Source organism: Streptomyces sp. NPDC053426, assembly GCF_055585405.1.
Map to the genome: position 1 here is coordinate 1 of NZ_JBVJKE010000012.1, position 18,248 is coordinate 18,248.

14 protein-coding genes and 1 pseudogene are annotated in these 18,248 nt (G+C 72.7%); 5 read left to right on the plus strand and 10 right to left on the minus strand.

From position 1 onward, the window contains the following. The 3 genes from ACZ62B_RS23840 to ACZ62B_RS23850 form a co-directional block, all read left to right on the plus strand. Positions 1-483: cbb3-type cytochrome c oxidase subunit I (locus tag ACZ62B_RS23840; protein ID WP_469691992.1), on the plus strand; the 483-nt coding region annotated here is incomplete at its 5' end. Next, positions 480-830: a hypothetical protein gene (locus ACZ62B_RS23845; RefSeq protein WP_344569426.1), complete on the plus strand. Its 351-nt coding sequence runs from the start codon at positions 480-482 to the stop codon at positions 828-830. The genes ACZ62B_RS23840 and ACZ62B_RS23845, both read left to right, overlap by 4 nt. 164 nt (positions 831-994) lie before the next feature. After that, positions 995-2,242 carry a YncE family protein gene (locus ACZ62B_RS23850; protein ID WP_469691994.1) on the plus strand — a complete coding sequence of 416 codons (1,248 nt, stop codon included), beginning with the start codon at positions 995-997 and terminating at the stop codon, positions 2,240-2,242. A 4-nt stretch (positions 2,243-2,246) separates the two neighbouring features. Here ACZ62B_RS23850 and ACZ62B_RS23855 read toward each other — a convergent pair whose 3' ends face one another. From ACZ62B_RS23855 to ACZ62B_RS23865, 3 genes are all read right to left on the minus strand, one after another. Further along, positions 2,247-4,220, minus strand: coding sequence for a translation factor GTPase family protein (locus tag ACZ62B_RS23855; RefSeq protein ID WP_344569430.1), 1,974 nt, complete (start codon positions 4,218-4,220; stop codon positions 2,247-2,249). Positions 4,221-4,384: 164 nt separating this feature from the next. Beyond that, entirely contained in the window at positions 4,385-6,058 is a 1,674-nt protein-coding gene (locus ACZ62B_RS23860) for a multicopper oxidase family protein (RefSeq protein ID WP_469691996.1), read from the minus strand. Between the two features lie 357 nt (positions 6,059-6,415). Then, the gene (locus ACZ62B_RS23865; RefSeq protein WP_344569434.1) at positions 6,416-6,916 is read right to left on the minus strand and encodes a metallophosphoesterase family protein; all 501 of its coding nucleotides are present in this window, start codon (positions 6,914-6,916) and stop codon (positions 6,416-6,418) included. A 212-nt stretch (positions 6,917-7,128) separates the two neighbouring features. On the opposite strand from ACZ62B_RS23865, the gene ACZ62B_RS23870 reads away from it, so the two are divergent. Beyond that, positions 7,129-9,066 carry a glycosyltransferase family 2 protein gene (locus tag ACZ62B_RS23870; RefSeq protein ID WP_469691998.1) on the plus strand — a complete coding sequence of 646 codons (1,938 nt, stop codon included), beginning with the start codon at positions 7,129-7,131 and terminating at the stop codon, positions 9,064-9,066. 165 nt (positions 9,067-9,231) lie between these two features. Here ACZ62B_RS23870 and ACZ62B_RS23875 read toward each other — a convergent pair whose 3' ends face one another. The 6 genes and pseudogenes from ACZ62B_RS23875 to ACZ62B_RS23900 form a co-directional block, all read right to left on the minus strand. Further along, positions 9,232-10,044: a class I SAM-dependent methyltransferase gene (locus tag ACZ62B_RS23875; protein ID WP_344569438.1), complete on the minus strand. Its 813-nt coding sequence runs from the start codon at positions 10,042-10,044 to the stop codon at positions 9,232-9,234. 78 nt (positions 10,045-10,122) lie between these two features. Beyond that, a complete protein-coding gene (locus ACZ62B_RS23880; RefSeq protein WP_469692171.1) occupies positions 10,123-10,674 on the minus strand; it encodes a sugar nucleotide-binding protein in 552 nt (183 codons plus the stop codon). Beyond that, a pseudogene (locus tag ACZ62B_RS23885) lies at positions 10,666-10,884 on the minus strand (sugar phosphate nucleotidyltransferase); the annotation flags it as partial. The gene ACZ62B_RS23880 and the pseudogene ACZ62B_RS23885, both read right to left, overlap by 9 nt. 100 nt (positions 10,885-10,984) lie before the next feature. Continuing rightward, a complete protein-coding gene (locus tag ACZ62B_RS23890; RefSeq protein WP_344569440.1) occupies positions 10,985-11,164 on the minus strand; it encodes a hypothetical protein in 180 nt (59 codons plus the stop codon). Positions 11,165-11,302: 138 nt separating this feature from the next. Further along, positions 11,303-11,722 (minus strand): CBS domain-containing protein, encoded by a 420-nt coding sequence (locus tag ACZ62B_RS23895; protein WP_344569441.1) that lies wholly within the window; start codon positions 11,720-11,722, stop codon positions 11,303-11,305. 100 nt (positions 11,723-11,822) lie between these two features. Further along, positions 11,823-14,270 carry a SpoIIE family protein phosphatase gene (locus ACZ62B_RS23900; protein WP_469692000.1) on the minus strand — a complete coding sequence of 816 codons (2,448 nt, stop codon included), beginning with the start codon at positions 14,268-14,270 and terminating at the stop codon, positions 11,823-11,825. A gap of 234 nt (positions 14,271-14,504) precedes the next feature. Between ACZ62B_RS23900 and ACZ62B_RS23905 the strand changes: the two genes are divergently transcribed. Beyond that, positions 14,505-16,649 carry a SpoIIE family protein phosphatase gene (locus tag ACZ62B_RS23905; RefSeq protein ID WP_344569445.1) on the plus strand — a complete coding sequence of 715 codons (2,145 nt, stop codon included), beginning with the start codon at positions 14,505-14,507 and terminating at the stop codon, positions 16,647-16,649. 193 nt (positions 16,650-16,842) lie between these two features. Here ACZ62B_RS23905 and ACZ62B_RS23910 read toward each other — a convergent pair whose 3' ends face one another. Then, positions 16,843-18,111, minus strand: coding sequence for a S1 family peptidase (locus tag ACZ62B_RS23910; RefSeq protein ID WP_344557228.1), 1,269 nt, complete (start codon positions 18,109-18,111; stop codon positions 16,843-16,845). Between the last annotated feature and the right edge of the window lie 137 nt (positions 18,112-18,248).

Genomic DNA, 18,248 nt, shown 5'->3' on the forward strand with positions numbered 1-18,248 from the left:
CACTACGTGGTCTTCGGCACGGTCGTCTTCGCGATGTTCGCCGGCTTCCACTTCTGGTGGCCGAAGTTCACCGGCAAGCTGCTCGACGAACGCCTCGGCAAGATCACCTTCTGGACGCTGTTCGTCGGCTTCCACGGCACCTTCCTGGTCCAGCACTGGCTGGGCACCAACGGGATGCAGCGGCGGATCCCGGACTATCTGGCGGTGGAGGGCCTGACGACGCTCAACACACTGTCGACCGTCTTCTCGTTCCTGCTGGGCATGTCGATGCTGCCGTTCTTCTACAACATCTGGAAGACGGCCAAGTACGGCGAGCCGGTCGGCGTCGACGACCCCTGGGGCTACGGCCGCTCCCTGGAGTGGGCGACCTCCTGCCCGCCCCCGCGCCACAACTTCGTGGAGCTCCCCCGCATCCGCAGCGAGTCCCCCGCGTTCGACCTGCACCACCCCTCGGAGTCCGTGAGGGAGTTGAGCGTCCGGTGACCGGCCGGGACGGTTCCTTCGTGGACATGGAGGCCCTGTTGAACGAGATCGAGGGCCATCTCCTCGTCGACGCGGCCCGCACCGAGGCCCGTACGGCGGCAGCGGAGCTCACCGCCGGTCTCGACTGGCTGACGGAGCGCCAGCGGGAGGAGGTCGCCCGGCGGTTCACCGAGCGGTACCTGGCCCTCAACCGGGCGTCGTGGCAGCGGACGGCCCGGCGGGGCGAGGAGTTGCGGGCGCAGTACGAGACCCGGTACCGCCAGCTGCGGCAGCGGCTGCTGGGCTGTGTGCTCCTGGGCTGCGCCCTGGTCTTCGGGACCGTTCTCGTCGCCCTGTCGGCCGGTTAGGGAGTCACCCGCGCGCCGAGTGCCGCGGGCGAGGGTCGCCACGCCGGACGCCGACGGCGTTTGATTTTGTCGTGTACGCGGTCTTGTCGTGAACGGCCCTCTTCCTTACTTTTCAGTAAGTTGTTTTTCAGAGCACGTGATTCCGGATTCTGGAGAGAGCCGTCATGCCGGTCCGCAGAACCAGGTACCTGTGCGCCATCGCCGCCGCGCTCGCCCTCACCGTCACGGCGCCCACCGCCGCGACCGCCGCCCCCTCCCCCGCCCTGCGGGAGGTGCTGTTCGTCGGCAACAACTGGGACGGCACCGCCGATGTCATCGAGTCCACCGGTGACTTCGCACGGATCGGCCGGATCGACGTCATCCCGGACAAGGACGAGCGGATGGCCGAGATCAACGCCGACCCGATCCGCTGGATCTACTTCATGGCGATCCGAAGCGGCGTCGGCGAGGGCCACGACCAGTTCGTCGACGACATGTACTCCACCCCGGACGGCACCTCGGTGGTGGTCTCCCGGCCGAGCTTCGCCGACGTGGTCTCCCTCGACCTCGCCACCGGACAGATCAACTGGCGCTTCCCGGTGTCGGGTTACCGCTCCGACCACATGGCGGTCTCCCCCGACGGCAAGCGCGTCGCCGTCTCGGCCTCGACCTCCAACACGGTGCACGTCCTGGACATCGGGACCGGTGAGGAGCTCGGCTCGTTCAAGACCGGCGACAAGCCGCACGAGAACGTCTTCAGCAATGACGGCAAGCACATCTGGAACATGTCCATCGGCGAGGTGAACACCGCGCTCGACGCGACCTGGCTGGACTGGACGAAGGGCGACCGCCGTATCACGGTCGTCGACGCGACCACGTTCCAGCAGGTCAAGGTGATCGACATGCGGGACCGGCTCGACGCCGCCGGCCTGAAGGACCACTCGGACGCGGTGCGCCCGGCCGCGTTCTCCCCGGACGAGTCGAAGCTGTACTTCCAGGTGTCGTTCTTCAACGGCTTCTTCGAGTACGACGTCGCCACCGACCGCGTCACCCGCACCAAGACCCTGCCGAAGAACCCGGCCACCAGCGACGACCGCACCACCTGGGTCAACGACTCACGCCACCACGGCATCACCATGAAACCCGACGGCACCAAGCTGTGCGTGGCGGGCACCATGGACGACTACGCGACCGTCGTCGACCGCGCGACCCTCCAGCAGGGGCCGCTCGTCACCGCGTCCAAGCCGTACTGGGCGACCGTCAGCGGTGACGGCAGGTCCTGCGTGGTCTCCGAGAGCGGCGCCGACCGGGTCACCGCCATCGACTTCGCGACCGGCGAGAAGACCGTGTCCGTACCGGTGGGCGACCACCCGCAGCGGGTGCGCCTCGGCCATGTGGAGACCGGCTGGTCCGGCGCGGAAGGCGGACGGTAGGGACTCAGCCACCCACCCTCCGGGTCGTGTTGAGCAGATACTCCTTCCGGTTCAGCGGGTTGTGGTCCGTGCGCGGGCGCCGGGGCGGCGCGCCGTGGGTGACGGGCGCGTAGTGCGCGAAGGCGCTCTCCAGCTCGCCCTCGCCCCGGGTCAGCCCCGGCAGCCGCTGCTCCAGCTCGTGCACCCGGGCCGCCGGCACCGTGCCGTCCAGGACGCAGAGCTCACCCCGGGTCTCCGTCGTGCGCGGTACGGCGCCCAGCCCGGACAGCACCGGCAGCAGGGTGCCGAGGGTGTCCGCCGGGGCCTCGATCCGGAAGCGGTGCGTCGGCTCGCACACCACGGTCCCGGCCCGCCGCAGGGCCTCGGCCAGGACGAGCGGGGTAAGGCCCCGGAAGTCGGCGCCGGTGCTCGACATGCTCTTGTCGAAGCCCTGGTGGGAGTGGCTCTGGCGGGGCCAGTAACCGGAGTGGGTCATGGTGACCGCGCAGTCGGTGACCCGCCAGCCGCGCAGCCCCTGTCCGAGGGTCTCGCGCACGGTGTCCTCGACCGCCTTGAAGAAGGCGTACGGCATCGCGCCCAGCTCCACCTCCAGCCGGAAGGCCACACCCGAGCCGAGCGGCGCGGGGTCGACCCGCAGACCGACCGTCGCCAGGAACGGGTTGGGGTCCTTCGCGATGAACTCGACGGCCGCCCCGGATCCGGACGGCCGCTCGACGCACAGCGGTGTCGTCCCGCGGAAGGTCACGTCGAGCCCGTACTCCTCGGCGAGGGTGGCCTGGACGACCTCCTTCTGGACCTCGCCGTAGAGCGACACGGAGGTCTCGCGCCGCCGCTCGTCGTGGCGCAGGGCGATCAGCGGGTCCTGTTCGGCGAGCTGGGTGAGCGCGAGGTGCAGCGCGCCCGGATCGGTGTCCGGCGCGGGCACGACGACGGTCTCCAGGGTGGGCGGCGCGAAGACGTGCCCGTACCCCGTGCGGGGTTCGCCGATCGCGTCGCCGATGCGGATGTCCGCCAGCCCCCACAGCCGGGCGATCCTGCCCGCCGGCACCGCGTCCGTACGCGCGTCGGTGCCGCCGTCGAAGACGCTGATGCCGGTGATCCGGCCCTCCGCGGCACCGGCGGGGCCGAACGGGATCCGGTCGCGGGTGCGCAGCGTGCCGGAGAACATCCGCGCGTAGGCGACCTTCTCCCCCGCCGGCCCCCGCTCCACCTTGAACACCGTGCCGGAGACCGGCCCGCCGGGGTCGCCGTCGGCCGGCGGGAGCAGTTCCCTGACGCCGGCCAGCAGTGCGTCGACGCCCGCGCCGGTGATGGCGGAACCGAAGTAGACGGGGTGGACGAGGGCCCGCCGGGTCTGCTCGGCCAGCGCCGTCCGCAGGCGGGTGTCCGTGAGGGTCCCGTCCACGAACTCGGCGAGCAGTCCGTCGTCGTGGTCGGCGAGGACGTCGAGGGCGTCCGGGGAGGGGCCGGGGACGAAACGGGCCTCGGGCGTGCCGAGCCGGCCGGTGGTGCCCATGGGCACGATCGCCGGGGTGAGGCGTGCCGAGACCGCCCGGAGCAGCTCCGTCTCCCGTGCCCCGCGCCGGTCGATCTTGTTGACGAAGAGCAGGGTCGGGATGGACAGCCGCCGCAGGGTCCGCATCAGCACCCGCGTCTGCGCCTGCACGCCCTCGACGGCGGAGACGACCAGCACGGCGCCGTCCAGCACACCGAGCACGCGCTCCACCTCGGCGATGAAGTCCGGGTGGCCGGGTGTGTCCAGGAGGTTGACCGTGATGTCGTCGAGCGGGAACGAGACGACGGCGGACTTGATGGTGATGCCCCGCCGGCGCTCCAGCGCGAGGGTGTCGGTGCGGGTGCTGCCGTCGTCGACGCTGCCGATCTCGTCGGTCACGCCGACCGAGTGCAGCAGCCGCTCGGTCAGGCTGGTCTTACCGGCGTCGACATGGGCGAGGATACCGAGGTTGAGCAGGTGCACGAGACGTCATGTCCTTCGGAGAGCGGTCCGTTCCTTCCTGGGGGGACATGAACGGTGCTCGCATCGCTTCTCCTCGGGACTCGGGTGCGTCGTCCCCGGCAGTGCAGCAGACCGGCGGGGACGCCCGCAACGCAATAAGCCGCTGCGGCGGGTGTCCCGGTGTGTCAGACGATCTCGAGGTTGGCCATCATGCCCATGTCCTCGTGTTCGGCGTTGTGGCAGTGGAAGAGGTAGCGGCCCCGGTGGCCGTCGAAGCGGAGGATGACCTCCGCCGTCTCACCGGGCCGCAGCGACACCGTGTCCTTCAGGCCGGCGTCGTACGGCAGCGGCGCGCGCCCGTCGCGGGAGAGCACCCGGAACCCCGTCTGGTGGATGTGGACCGGATGGTGGACGTCGGCGGTGAAGCGCCACACCTCGACGGCACCGCGCCGGGTGCGGACGTCGGTGCGCGACGGGTCGAACGGCTTGCCGTCGATGTACCAGCCGCTCCCCTGCTGCCCTTGCCCGGCGCGGAAGGTGAACCGGCGGACCGCGGTCGCCTGCGAGCGCCGCCAGGTGGGCAGGTCGTCGCAGAGCGCCTTGGGGATCGTGCTGTGGTCGGACGCCGCGCGGGTGACGCGGAACGCCATGACCTCGCGGGTGCGTCCGCTGCCGAGCCGGTTGCGCAGGCGCACCCGGCTGCCGGGCCGCAGGCCCGCGAAGTCGACGACCACGTCGTACCTCTCCGACGGCGCGATGGGCAGGGCGGTGTGGGTGACGGGGGCGGCGAGCAGCCCCTGGTCGGCGCCGATCTGCACCAGGTCGAGCCGGCGCCCGTCGTCCGTGACGGCCTCCAGCCGGTAGTGGCGGGCGTTGGAGGCGTTGACCAGCCGCAGCCGGTGGCGTACGGCGTCGACCTCGTGGACGGGCCACGGCGCCCCGTTGACCACGATCACATCGCCCAGGACGCCGGCCGCGTAGGGCTCGGTCACCCCGGGCCGGTCGCGCAGCTCCGGGTCGAGGGCCGGGTAGGCCAGGGCCCCGTCGGCGGCGAACGCCCGGTCGGCGATCATCAGCGCCAGCTCCCGCTCGCCGCAGGGCAGGTCCAGGGCGTCCTCGACCGCGTCCCGGACGATGTGCATGCCGGTCAGGCCCCGCCAGATCGCCGGGGCGGTGAAGTCCATCCGGTGGTCGTGGTACCAGAGCAGCGCGGCACGCTGGTCGAGCGGGTACGTGTACTCCCGTGTCACCCTGCTCGTCACCGCGCGCGGGTCGTGCGCCATGTGCGCCGTGCCGTGGCGCCGGCGGCGGGAGGCGGGGTCGGGCCAGCCTTCCGGGAGGACGAGGTCGGTGGGGTAGCCGTCGGACTCGGCCGGGGTGCGTCCTCCGTGCAGGTGCACCACGGTCGGCACGGGAAGTTCGTTGCGGTGCAGCACGGTGACCGGCCGGCCGCGGCGGGACTCGATCGTGGGGCCGGGATAGGTGCCGTTGTAGGTCCACAGCGTCGTCGGCACCCCCGGCAGGATCCGGGCGGTCGCCTGACGCTGGGTGATCTCGTACCGGTCGGTGCCCCCGGAGGTGCCGGCCGGCGCCAGAACGGACGGGATCGGCAGGGGGACGGTGTACGGCTCGGGCAGCGGTACGGCGCTGCGCAGCTGCTTGCCGGTGACGCCCGGGCGGCGCGCCGGCGCGGCGGCGGCCGTGCCGCCCGCGGCGACCAGTCCCAGCGCGGCGCCGAGCCCGAGGACCCCGCGTCGCGTCAGCTCCGTGCCGGGCACGGTGTCCCGGGGAAGGGTCCGAGGGGGCTCGGTGCCGTACGGGTCGGTGTTCAGCCCGCGCGGGGCCGACTGGTCAGACATGGGTGCACTCCCGGCGCGACAGGTTCGCGCGTGCGTGGTGGATGGTCGCGGCGCACAGCACGCCGAAGGGGTGTGCGACAGTGAACTGCCGGACAACTCGCCACATATTGCACTTATTCGGACACCGCAACCAGCACCGACACCACGGCCGTCCACCCCTCCAGCCCCCCGACTCACTCGCTTCCCACCGGTCACGACGGGACGGCGACCGGACGAAAACCCGGAAATCGGGTGTGTGAGTCCCCGGGAGGGGGGTAGTCGCCCGGTATCACCTCCGATCGTGGGAAGGAGGTCCGTGAGAGCGCAACTACTCGCAGCGTCCGGGCCGCTTCCACCGACACGAAGCGGCCCGGCCCGTCAGCGCGGGGGCAGCCGGTGGAGTTCCACCTCCGTGAGCCGGCCCCCGGCGACCGTGGCGGTCATATAAGTGCAGTGGGGCTGTCGGCGGCGGTCCGTCGGCGATCCCGGGTTGAGCAGGCGGAGTCCCGTGGGAGCGGTGGTGTCCCACGGGATGTGGCTGTGCCCGAACACCAGCACGTCAACCCCGGGGAAGCGTGCGGCGCACCGTTTCTCCCGCCCCTGCGCCGGACCCGTCTCGTGGACCACGCCGAAGCGCAGCCCGCCGAGATCCGCGTACGCGGTCTCCGGAAGCCGGGCCCGCAGCTCGGGTCCGTCGTTGTTGCCGTACACGCCGACGAGCCGGCGGCTGCGGCTCTCCAGGAGATCGAGGGTGGCGGTGTCGACCCAGTCCCCCGCGTGGAACACGACGTCCACGCGCGGGAGTTCGTCCAGCAGCGGCGCGGGCAGCCGTTTGGCGCGCTTCGGCAGGTGAGTGTCGGAGGTCAGGAGCAGACGCACGAGCGGCAGACTAGGCGGCGCCGCGCCTCCGCTGGGACGCCACGCCTCAAGTGACCCGGCGGACACGCCGATCGGCGGGTGCGGGAGGGCCGTCACGGCGGGCTCGCGCGGCGGGGCGGAGCGGGAGACGCGGCGGCCGTGGCATTACGATCGGGCGACGCGTACCAAGCCCGCACGTTCGACGGCGAGAGACCCGAAGGGCCCAGATCCAGATGCCGGTCAAGGTCAGCGTCATCGTTCCCGTGTACAACCCGGGGATCTACATCGAGGACTGCGTCTCCTCACTGCGGCGGCAGTCGCTGCCGCCCGACGAGTACGAGGCGATCTTCGTCGACGACGGCTCGACCGACGGGACACCGGCCCGGCTCGACCGGCTCGCCGCCGAGGATCCCCGGATGCGGGTGATCCACCAGGAGAACTCCGGCTGGTCGGGCAAGCCCCGCAATGTGGGGATCGCCGCCGCGCGGGGCGAGTTCGTGATGTTCGTCGACAACGACGACTATCTCGGCGACGAGGCCCTGGAGCGGATGTACGCGTACGGCACGGCCCACGGCGCCGATGTCGTCGTGGGGAAGATGGCCGGCAAGAACCGCGGGGTTCCGGTGGAGTTGTTCCGCCGCAACCATCCGCGGGCGACGGTCGAGAACGCCCCGCTGATCGACAGTCTCACCCCGCACAAGATGTTCCGCCGGGAGTTCCTCGACCGTATCGGGCTGCGCTTCCCGGAGGGGCGGCGGCGCCTGGAGGACCACGTCTTCGTCACCGAGGCGTATCTGCGCGCGGACAACGTGTCCGTGCTCAGCGACTACGTCTGCTACTACCACATCAGACGCGACGACGCCGCCAACGCCGGCTTCCAGCGCTTCGACCCCGTGGGGTACTTCGGCAATCTGCGCGAGGCGCTCGACGTCGTCGAGCGGTACACCGAGCCGGGCCCGGTACGGGACCGGCTGTTCCGCCGCTGGCTGCGGGTGGAGATGGTGGAGCGGCTGCGGGCCCGGCGGCTGCTGGGGCTGCCGGACGACTACCGCAGGCAACTGTTCACGGAGATCCACAAGGTCGTCGCCGAGCGGTTCGGACCGGGTGTCGCGGCCGGGTTGCAGCCGACGCAGCAGGTCGTCGCCGCGCTGGCCGAGGCCGGCCGGTACGACGACGTGGTGGCCTTCGCCGCGTGGGAGGCCGGAATCGCGCCGACGGCGGCGCCCGTGGGCGTGGAGTGGCGAAACGGCTCGCTGCACATCGGTTTCACCGCCGAATACACCTCCGCCCGCGAGCCGATGACCTTCCCCGCGGACGCCGCCCGCGCCCCGCTGGCCGACACCCCGAAGAACGTGGAGGAGGCGGTGGCGTGGGTCGGCGCTCAGACCCCGGCCCGGTTCGGGCAGGCCACCGCGGACCTGCTGCTGCGTGAACGGTCCAGTTCCGCCCAGTACTTCCAGCCCGTGGAGTTCACCCGGGAGACGGTTCCCGTCGACGGCGGCGAGCGGGTGCGGCTGGTGCTGCGGGCGACCGCCACCGTCGATCCCGCGGAGCTGCCGGGCGACGGGGTCTGGGACGCCGTCGTACGGGTGAGGCTCGGCGGCTGGACCAAGGAGTGCCGGCTCGGCCCGGCCCCGCGGGCCACGCGCCCCGAGCCGTGCGCGGCTGTGACCGGCCGTCGCGCGGTCCTGCCGTACTGGACCGAGCCGCACGGGAACCTGTCGCTGGACACGGGTGTCCAGGGAAAACGGCTCGGTCCGGGCGGTGTGCGGCGGCCGGACGTCACCGTCTCCGGAACCCGGCTGAGCGCCCGGATCCCGCTGCACGCGGCCGAGGGTGCCCGGGTGGGGCTGAGGTTCACCGCTTCCGGCAGGACGCTGCACACGTCCGGCACCCTCACCGGTGGGGCGGACGGACCGGGCTCCCTGCTGGAGGCCACACTGCCCGCGCGGCTCCCCCGGGGGATCTGGCGGGTCGCCCTGAGCCCGGACCCCGATGCCGCGCAACCCGCTTGGAGCGGGCTGCCGTTCGCGCTGCGCGCCGCCGGCGACAGCGTGCTGGTGGTGACCGTCCCGCGGCCCGGCACGGTACGGAAACTGGTGCGCGCCGTGCGGCGTGTGCTCGGCACCGCCCGTACGAAGGCGGCTCGCGTGATCGACGGAAGGCGGTGACGGAGTGCGGGCGCCGGAGTGCTCGCCGGTTCCGGGACCGTCCGGGCCGCCGACGTCATGAGGGACTGCGCCTGCGCACGGGTCCGGTGGATCCGGCGTACGGCGGCCGTGGGAGGGTGGGCCTCGTCGTGAGGCCCACCCCCGTGCCGCTGACTCGCTTCGGAGTCAGGACTTGGCGTAACGCTGCTTCAGAGCGCTGCGCTTGTTGGAGCCCTCGGCGTTCTTGCCCTTCTCGATGATCACCAGGTTGTGGTAGAAGTGCACGCCGACCACGTTGCGGTCCGTGTAGGTCGGCTCGTAGCTCTCGTCCACGAACTCCTCGTAGTTCAGCCCGTCCGTCAGACGCTTCAGCAACCCCATGCTGGTGTCCTTCGCGTCGAGGTCCTCGCTGCCCATCCATTCGGGCCAGTACGACGACTGCGTGTCCTCGACGGCGTAGATGCCACCGTCCTTGAGCAGGGGGAAGAGCGTCTCGAACGTCGTGATCACGTGCGGGCTGCGGTGGCTGCCGTCGTCGATGATGACGTCGATCTCGCCGATCTTCTCGGCGATGGCCTTCAGGGAATCGGGGTCGGACTGGTCACCGATGAAGGTCGTGATGCGGTCCTCGTCGACAAACGACTTGTCCTGGATGTCCATTCCGAAGATCTGCGCGTTAGGGAAGAAGGCCTTCCACATACGCAGCGACGCCCCGCCCTGGCCGGCCCGGTTGTATCCGCCGATCCCGATTTCCAGAAGGTTGAACTTCCTGTTCTTCAGGTGCTGGAGATGGCGCTGGTAGTGCCGCGTGTAACGGTGCGTCCCCCATTTGTCCGTCTTGAAGTGCACAGCCAGTTTGTTGAGGTCGTGGGAGATCGCGGCCAGTCCGGTCGGCTTGACCGGCGCGGCCGGCTTGCCCGTGATCTGCCGCTTCAACTGGCGCAGAACCCGCACGTTCTTCTCACCCAACGCGGACTTCACCATTGGCCTGATCGACATCGCGAGACGTTCCTTTCACTGGGACAGCTCTTTGCGGATGAAGGGGAGCGCTTCCTGCCGGGCGGACTTCCTGGTCCCCTACCGGCGGCGGGCCGTACGCGCCGTCGCCGGGGCGGGCCCCGAGGCCGGCTGCGCGCTCGGCGACGTCCGCGCTCCGGGTGGGCTGCCACGCTGGTCGTCGAGGACGTCGACGGTGGGGCGGCGGGGTTCGAGACTGATCATCGTCCGCACGAAGTTAGTGCCGTGGAGCCCGTGGAGCCAAGGGGTACGCACCACCGCGCTCGCATCGGGCGGTTCCTCCGACACGGCCCGCTCGCCGGCGAGCTCGGAGCGGCTGCAGGCGGTGCGCGGGCCGGTGGGGTGGTCCCGGTGCCGGGCGACGGTCCCGGCGAGGCCGGCGGCGCGGTCGTGACGCGGGCGGTGGCCGAACCCGTCGCGGGCCTCGGTCCGGTCGACGGGGCAGCGCGGGTCGTGGCCGTGCGCCGACTCCGGCCGGGAGCCGTCGAGTTCAGGTTCGCCGAGGGTGCCGACGCCGGTGAGCGCGTCCAGCGCGGTGCCCCTCGGCGCGCCGGACGCGAGCGGCGTACGGGCGCAGCGGCCGGCCGGATACCGGACGGCGGGGGCGGTCAGCGCCGCGTGGGCCGGTCCCGGAGGGTTCGCCCGGGGAATACAGGTGGCCCGCGGACGGGATTTCGATCCGTCACCGACCACGTCCGCGAGGGACCCTAAACCGCAGAAGGGCACGGGCTCGTCGGCCACGGGCACCCATTGTCCGGCCGAGGTGTGGGTGATCGGCCTCCGCCGGGTTCCGGCACCGCCGGACAGCACGAGAGCCTTCATTCGGCTCACCATAGTCGTGTTCCGGCGGCTGGAACATCATTTGCTTTACTCGCGCATCATGAAATCCCGCGTAAGGGGCGATGAGCCGCCCGGACGCGGGCTAATCATCGCCCCTTACGATGTTTCCCTCCACACTCGTGTTCGGGGTGGTGGAGGCGGTACCGCGGTCCACCGCGGGGAGGCAGGTCCGCAGCGGCTCCTTGCCGCGCAGTCGCCGGGCTCGCGCCCAGCCGGTCTCCGTCCGGCGGGGCCGGGGCCGGTCAGTGGTCTCCGAGGTCACGACTCATCATCTTCCTTCTGTCCGCTGCCCTCCGGGTCCCCGGCGGCGCGCCGGACAAACACCCGCCCGCCGTACAGGCTTCCGGCTCCTCAACGCCCCGGCCCGGACGGGGAGTTCCCGTCCGGGCCGGCGTCCTCGTCAGATGTTGGGCCGGGCCACGCTGATGTCGCCCAGTGCGGACTCCGGGTCGCGCTCCATGGCGGTGTCGCCCAGCGAGACGACGCCGACGGGGCGTCCGTCCTCGACGACCGGGACGCGGCGCACGGCGTGTTCGCGCATCAGCCGCACCGCGTGGTCCAGGTCGTCGTCCGGTGCCACGGTCACCAGGTCGTCGCTGCACGCGCCGGCCACGGTGATGTCCTCGGGATCGCCGCCCCGGGAGACCGACCGCACCACCAGATCGCGGTCGGTGACCAGACCGCGCAACCGGTCGCCGTCGGTCACCAGGACGGACCCGAGGTCGCGGTCGCGCATGATGCGGGCGACCTCCGCGACGGAGGTCTGCGGCCCGACGGTCACCGGCGCGCCGGTCATGATGTCGCGCACGTGCTGTGCCATGGCGTTTCCTCTCTCCTGTCTCTCGGTGGCGTCCCGGGTACCCGGCAAAGCGGTACGGTCACCGGGTACGGGCGTTCCCGGCCGGCGGACCCGGCGGCCGTCAGGGCCGCAGCACGAACTCCGCCCACACCTGCTTGCCCCCGCTGACCGGAAGGGTTCCCCAGCCGGCCGACACGGCCTCGACGAGGAGGATGCCGCGGCCTCCGGTGGCCTCCCAGCCGATGCTGGTGGGCTTCACGGGGGTGCGGGGCGAGGCGTCGGCGACCGCGAGGCGCAGCCGGTCGTTGACCAGGGAGATGTCGAGGCGGACCGGCCCTTCGGTGTGCACCAGGGCGTTGGTGACCAGTTCGGAGACGACGAGCAGGGCGCCGTCGACGTCCGCGGTCACCCCCCAGGAGCGCAGGGTGCGCCGGGTGAAGCGGCGGGCGTGCCCGACCGCCTGGGGCACCCGCCACACCGTCCAGCTCTCCCGCAGCGGACGGGAGGCCATGCCGTCGTAGCGCATCAGCAGCAGGGCGACGTCGTCGCTGCGCGGGGCCTTGCCGAGCAGGGCGTCCGCGACGGTCCCGAGGTCGGCGGGGTCGGCGGCGGAAAGCTGCCGGGCGAAGCGGTCCATGCCCTCGTCGATGTCGGAGTCCGGGGACTCGACCAGGCCGTCCGTGGTGAGCGCGAGCATCGTGCCGGGCTGCAGCCTGAGCGGGCTCATGGGGAAGTCGCTCTGCCGCACCACGCCGAGCGGCGGGCCGCCCTCGGCCTCCGCGATCTCCGTGCGGCCGTCCGGGTGACGCAGCACCGGCGGCAGATGGCCGGCCCGGACGCACCAGGCGAAGCCCTCCTCCATGTCGACGTCGACGTAGCAGCAGGTGGCGAAGAGGTCGGTCTCCATGTCCATGAGGAGCCGGTTGGCGTGGGAGACCACCACGTCCGGGGGGTGTCCCTCGACGGCGTAGGCGCGCAGCGCGGTGCGCATCTGGCCCATGAGGGTGGCGGCGCCGGCGCTGTGTCCCTGGACGTCGCCGATGACGAGGGCGACGTGGTTGTCCGGCAGCGGGATCACGTCGTACCAGTCGCCGCCGAGCTCCAGGCCGGCGGTGCTGGGCAGATAGCGGGCGACGGCGACCGCGCCGGGCAGCCGGGGCAGGCGGCGCGGCAGCAGCTGGCGCTGGAGCATGCCGACCAGTTCGTGCTCGGCGTCGAAGGCGCGGGCCCGCATCAGGGCCTGTCCCGCGAGGCCGGCGGCGGCGGTGAGCAGGGCGCGTTCGTCGGGGCCGAAGTCGTGCGGGGCGTCCCAGCCGATCAGGCAGGCGCCGGCTATCCGGTTCCCGGCGGGCAGCGGCAGCATGGCCAGGCCGCCGGGGCCGACCTCGGCGAGGGCGGTCTCCAGCGGTGAGCCCGCCGGCCAGATCCGGGCGCGGCCCTCGCGCAGGGCGGCGGCGAGGGTGGGCATGGTGCGCACGGGCGCGTCGGGCCACTCGGTGCGCCACTCCGCGCGCCACAGCTCCGGCCACGCCTCCGGTTCCGGCGGGTCGAGGACGGTGACGACGAGCCGTTCGCTCTCCAGCTCGGCGAGCGCGATGCGGTCGGCCCGCAGCGGCCGGCGCAGCGCGGCGACCACGGCCCTGCCGACGTCGCGGACGGTGACCGCGGTGGCGAGCGCGGCGGCGAGGCGCTGGATCCGGGCCACGTCCGTGATGTCGGAGCGCAGCGTGGAGGCGTCGGCGACGGAGCCCACCAGCCGGGCGGGGCGCCCCTCCCCGCCGTGTACCAGCCGGCCGCGCAGCCGCAGCCACTTGGGCGGGCCGGTGGGCTGGAGCACCCGGAACTCCAGTTCGCGGTCGCCGATCGTCATGTGGTCGGCCTCGACGACGGACATCAGTGAGGGCAGGTCCTCCGGCACCGTCAGGCCCAGCAGGGTCTCCACCCGCCCGTCGAAGTCGTCCGGGTCGAGGCCGAACAGCTCCAGGATGTCCTCGCCGACCCGGACCCGCCCGGTGTCCATGGCCAGGCTGAAGCCGTCGGGCCGCAGGTCGGCGCCCTCGGCGATGGCGGCCGGCGCGGGGAGGGCGAGGGCGTCGGCGACGAGGCCGAGGCAGAAGCGGTCGTCGGCGTCGAAGCCGTCGGCGCGCTCGCTGACCGCGAGCAGGCAGCCGCCGCCGTCGCCGCGCAGGGGCAGCGCCGCCAGGAAGAAGTCACGGCTGGGCACGCGCCGTGACTGCGCCTGCGCGGCGAGGTCGTCCGGGCCCAGCCACACCGGCCGCCCGCGGTGGGCCTCGGCCACCGGGGCGTGCCCGGCGACGGGGTAGCTGTCCCGCACCCCGCACAGGGTCCGCGGCACCCCGACGGACTCCGCCAGGCACAGCAGCTCTCCGTCCGCGCCGACCGTGTACACGGCGGCGAACGCCGCGCCGGCGAAGACGAGGGCCTGCTCCAGGATCCTGCGCACCCGGTCGGGCGACTCGGGGTCGGCCGCGATCGCCGTCAGGGCACCTTCCGCACGCAGCGTTCTCGTGCTGCGTCCCGCAGCGCCCTCACCGACCACGTTGGCCATTACAGCGCTTATGGGACACCCGCGCAGCCCCTGTGCGCGTTCGGCGGCCCCCGGAGTGCGCGGGGCGCGCACTGCCTCGGGCGATCCTACGGACCGGGGTCCGGGGTGTACGGAGGGTGCGCGGCCCCGCGGGGCGTACGGTCCCTTTCCCGTCGCTCGTCGTGCGCGACGGCCCGGCAGGGAGGAGATTGGGTCCCGGGGTCGGTGGCGCGGCCGTGCGAGGAGGTGGTCGGCGTGTCCGAGGGACAGTCGTCCGCGCGGACGCCGACGGGCGGGCGGGCGCCGGTCGGCCGTCCGCTGCTGTCCCTGACGCTGGCCTCGATGATGGACGAGGTGCACGCCCACTCCGGGGCCGTGTACCTGCTCTCGCCGGACCATCCGGTGCTGGAGATGGCGGTGATGGCGGGGCTGCCCCGCGCCTTCGCGGCCCCGTGGGAACGGGTGGGGCTGAGCGCGCCGATCCCGGTCTCCGACGCGGTGCGCGAACGACGGCTGGTGTGGGTGGGCGGCGAGGAGGAGATGGCCCGCCACTATCCCCGTATCGCCATGGTGCTGCCGTATCCCTTCTCGCTGGCCGCGCTGCCGGTGGCGACGGGGTCGAAGGCGTACGGCGCGGTCTTCGTGACCTGGCCCGGCACGCATCCGCAGGAGCTGTCCGACTGGGAGCGCGATCATCTGACCGCCGCCTGCGACCGGCTCGCGGTGCGGCTGGAGCGGGCCGCCGAGCAGAGCCTGCCGCTGGCACCGGAGCCGGATCTGCTGGCGGCGCCACTGGTGGGCGGCATGGCCGGCACGCTCGGCACGGTGGAGGCGGCACGGATGGTGTCCCGGCTGCCGTACGGCCTGTGCTCGCTCGATCTGCACGGGCGGGTCGGCTTCGCCAACGCCGCCGCCGCGGAGCTGCTGGGCGTTCCGGCGAACCGGCTGCTCGGGGCCCAGATGTGGGCGTCGGTGCCGTGGCTGAACGATCCCGTGTACGAGGACCGGTACCGGGCGGCGCTGTTCAGCCAGCACGTCACCTCGTTCGTCGCGCTGCGCCCGCCGGACGAGTGGCTGTCGTTCCGGCTGTATCCGAGTACCACCGGGCTCAGTGTGCGGATCAGCCGGGCGCGCGCGGTGGCGGAGATGAACCGCTCGGCGCCGCGGTCCGGGCAGGGGCAGCCGCGGCTGGTCACCATCACCCAGGTGCTGGGCCTGGCGGGTGCGCTGACCGAGACGGTCGGGGTGGAGGACGTGGTGCGGCTGGTCGCCGCCGAGGTCGTCCCGGCGGTGGGCGGCCAGGGGCTGGTGATCCTCGGGTCCCGGGCGGGCCGGCTGCGCGTGCTGGGGCACCAGGGGTACGCGGACGCGCGGGTGGTGGAGCGGTTCGACGGGATGCCGCTGTCGGAGCCGACCCCCGGCAGCCAGGTGCTGCGGTCCGGCGTGCCGGCCTTCTTCGAGAGCCGGCAGGAGGTCGAGCGCCTGTATCCGGCGCTGCTGGTGAACCCGTCGGAGTTCGCGGCGTGGGCGTACCTGCCGCTGATCGCCTCGGGTCGCCCGGTGGGGACGTGCGTGCTGTCGTACGCGGCGCCGCACCACTTCACGACGGAGGAGCGGGCGGTGCTGACCAATCTGGCGGGGCTGATCGCCCAGGCGCTGGAGCGGGCCATGCTCTACGACGCCAAGCACCGGCTCGCGCACGGGCTGCAGGAGGCGCTGCTGCCGCACACGCTGCCCTCGCTGGCGGGCGTCGAGGCGGCGGCCCGCTATCTGCCGGCCACCCAGGGCATGGAGATCGGGGGCGACTTCTACGACCTGGTGCCGACACAGGGGATGGCTGCGGCGGTGATCGGGGACGTGCAGGGGCACAACGTGACGGCGGCCGGGCTGATGGGCCAGGTCCGTACGGCGGTACGCGCGTACACGGCCGTCGGGCAGGAGCCCGAGGAGGTGATGCGCAGCACCAACCGGCTGCTGCTGGACCTGGGTTCGGACCTGTTCGCCAGCTGTCTGTACCTGCGGCTCGATCCCGCGCACGGGCGGGCCGTGATGTCCCGCGCGGGTCATCCGCCGCCGCTGCTGCGCAGACCGGACGGGCGGGTGCGGGTGCTGGACCTGGCCGGGGGCCCGCTGCTGGGCATCGACGGCTCGGCGGCGTACCCGTCGACCGAGGTCGACCTCTCCCCCGGTTCGCTGCTCGTCCTCTACACGGACGGTCTGGTGGAATCCCCCGGCACCGACTTCGAGGACGCCGTGGCCGACCTGTGCCGCCGTCTCACCGACCTCGGCGACCTGCCCCTGGACGATCTCGCCGACGCCCTGGTCCAGCACGGCGCGGACGCGGAGAACCGGCTGGACGACATCGCCCTGCTCCTCCTACGGGCCCTCCCGCCCGACTGACCCCAGGGGCGCGGGGAACCGCGCACGGGGGTCTGGGGGCGGAGCCCCCAGGGACGGGACGGGAAGGGGCGGCGGGGGCGAGAAAGGGGCCCGGGGCGGCACGGGGACGCCCCGGCGGCGTGCGGCAACCCGGCCCCGGCCCGCCACCCACGTGGCGGGCCGGGGCCGGATCCGCGCCCGGGGCGGGGGTACGTCAGTGGGTTCCGGCCGGACCGGAGCCGTCCTGGACGCCCTGGTCCGCCGCATCACCGGCACCCGCACCGGCACCCGCACCGGCCTGGCCCCCCGCTCCGGCCTCTTCACCGCCGATCTCCTGGCCCTCGGCCTCCTCGCCGACGGCACCCGCGTCGCCGAGGGTCGCGCCGACCGCCGCCAGGGCCGTGGTGACCGGCTGGAAGAACGTCTCGCCGCCCGAGGTGCAGTCGCCGCTGCCGCCCGAGGTCAGGCCGACGGCGAGACCGTCCCGGGTGAACATCGAGCCGCCGCTGTCGCCGGGTTCGGCGCAGACGTTCGTCTGGATGAGGCCGGTGACCGTGCCCTCCGGATAGTTCACCGTGGCGTTCAGGCCCAGCACCTGGCCGTCGGCGAGCCCGGTGGTGCTGCCCATCCGGAACACCTCCTGGCCGACGGTGGCCTCCGCGGCCCGGGAGACCGGGAGGGTCTGGTCACCGAGGTTCACCTCGCTCGGCGCGACGGTCGCGGGATCGTCGTACCGGACGAGCGCGAAGTCGCCCTCGCCGGGGAAGACCGCCTGGTCGACCGTGGCGATCGGCTGCCCGCCCTGCGCGTCGGACCACTGCTCGGCCGCGACGGCGCAGTGACCGGCCGTCAGGAACGCGGGAGAGCCGTCGCCCGCGGTGACGTTGAAGCCGAGCGAGCAGCGCGCGCCGCCCGAGAAGATGGCGTCGCCGCCGGAGGCGAACGTCCTGAACGTGCCCGTGGACTTCTTGATGGTCGCCATGCCGGATCCGAGGCTCTCGACGGTGGACTCCAGTCTGTTCCACTTGTCGCCGGTCACCGTGCTGTCCGCGGTGACGAGGATCTTGTTGGTGCGCGGGTCGACGGCCCAGGAGGTGCCCGGGATGGTCGCCTCCGACTTCAGCGTCCGCGCCCCTGCCTCCAGTTCGGTCATGCTGTTGTCGACCTCGCGGACGGCCGCGCCCGCCTTCTTGGCCTGCACGATCACGTTGTTGTCGTCGCCCGGTACGACGTTGACGACGAGCTGCTTGTCGTCGCCGTCGTAGTAGGAACCGGCGAACGCGTCGCCGAGGAGCCCGGCGAGCTGCGAGGCGAGATCCGAGGCATCGCCCGCCTTCAGGGTCTTCGGCGCCGCCGCGGCAGCGTCCGGCGCGCCGTCCTGGGACGCGTTCGCGTGGGGGAGCAGGATCGCGGCGGCGCCGAGCGCCACCACACCGCCCACCGTCATCGCGGCCTTGCGCTTCGGAATTCGCTTGTGACTCAAACTTCTCGACCTCCTGGGGGGACCGGAGTCGCGCCGGTGTTCGGCGACTGGGGGGGCGCCCGGACGGCTGTTGGTACGCACGGGCCGCGAGGGGCGTTCAATCCCGTCCGGCCGCTCACGCTCGGCGACCGGCCGTG

Excerpts from the sequence above, each read along its gene's own strand:
- ACZ62B_RS23895 (WP_344569441.1), bottom strand. The coding sequence starts at position 11,722 with ATGGCACAGCACGTGCGCGACATCATGACCGGCGCGCCGGTGACCGTC.
- ACZ62B_RS23870 (WP_469691998.1), top strand. The coding sequence starts at position 7,129 with ATGCCGGTCAAGGTCAGCGTCATCGTTCCCGTGTACAACCCGGGGATC.
- ACZ62B_RS23900 (WP_469692000.1), bottom strand. The coding sequence starts at position 14,270 with ATGGCCAACGTGGTCGGTGAGGGCGCTGCGGGACGCAGCACGAGAACG.
- ACZ62B_RS23860 (WP_469691996.1), bottom strand. The coding sequence starts at position 6,058 with ATGTCTGACCAGTCGGCCCCGCGCGGGCTGAACACCGACCCGTACGGC.
- ACZ62B_RS23850 (WP_469691994.1), top strand. The coding sequence starts at position 995 with ATGCCGGTCCGCAGAACCAGGTACCTGTGCGCCATCGCCGCCGCGCTC.
- ACZ62B_RS23875 (WP_344569438.1), bottom strand. The coding sequence starts at position 10,044 with ATGTCGATCAGGCCAATGGTGAAGTCCGCGTTGGGTGAGAAGAACGTG.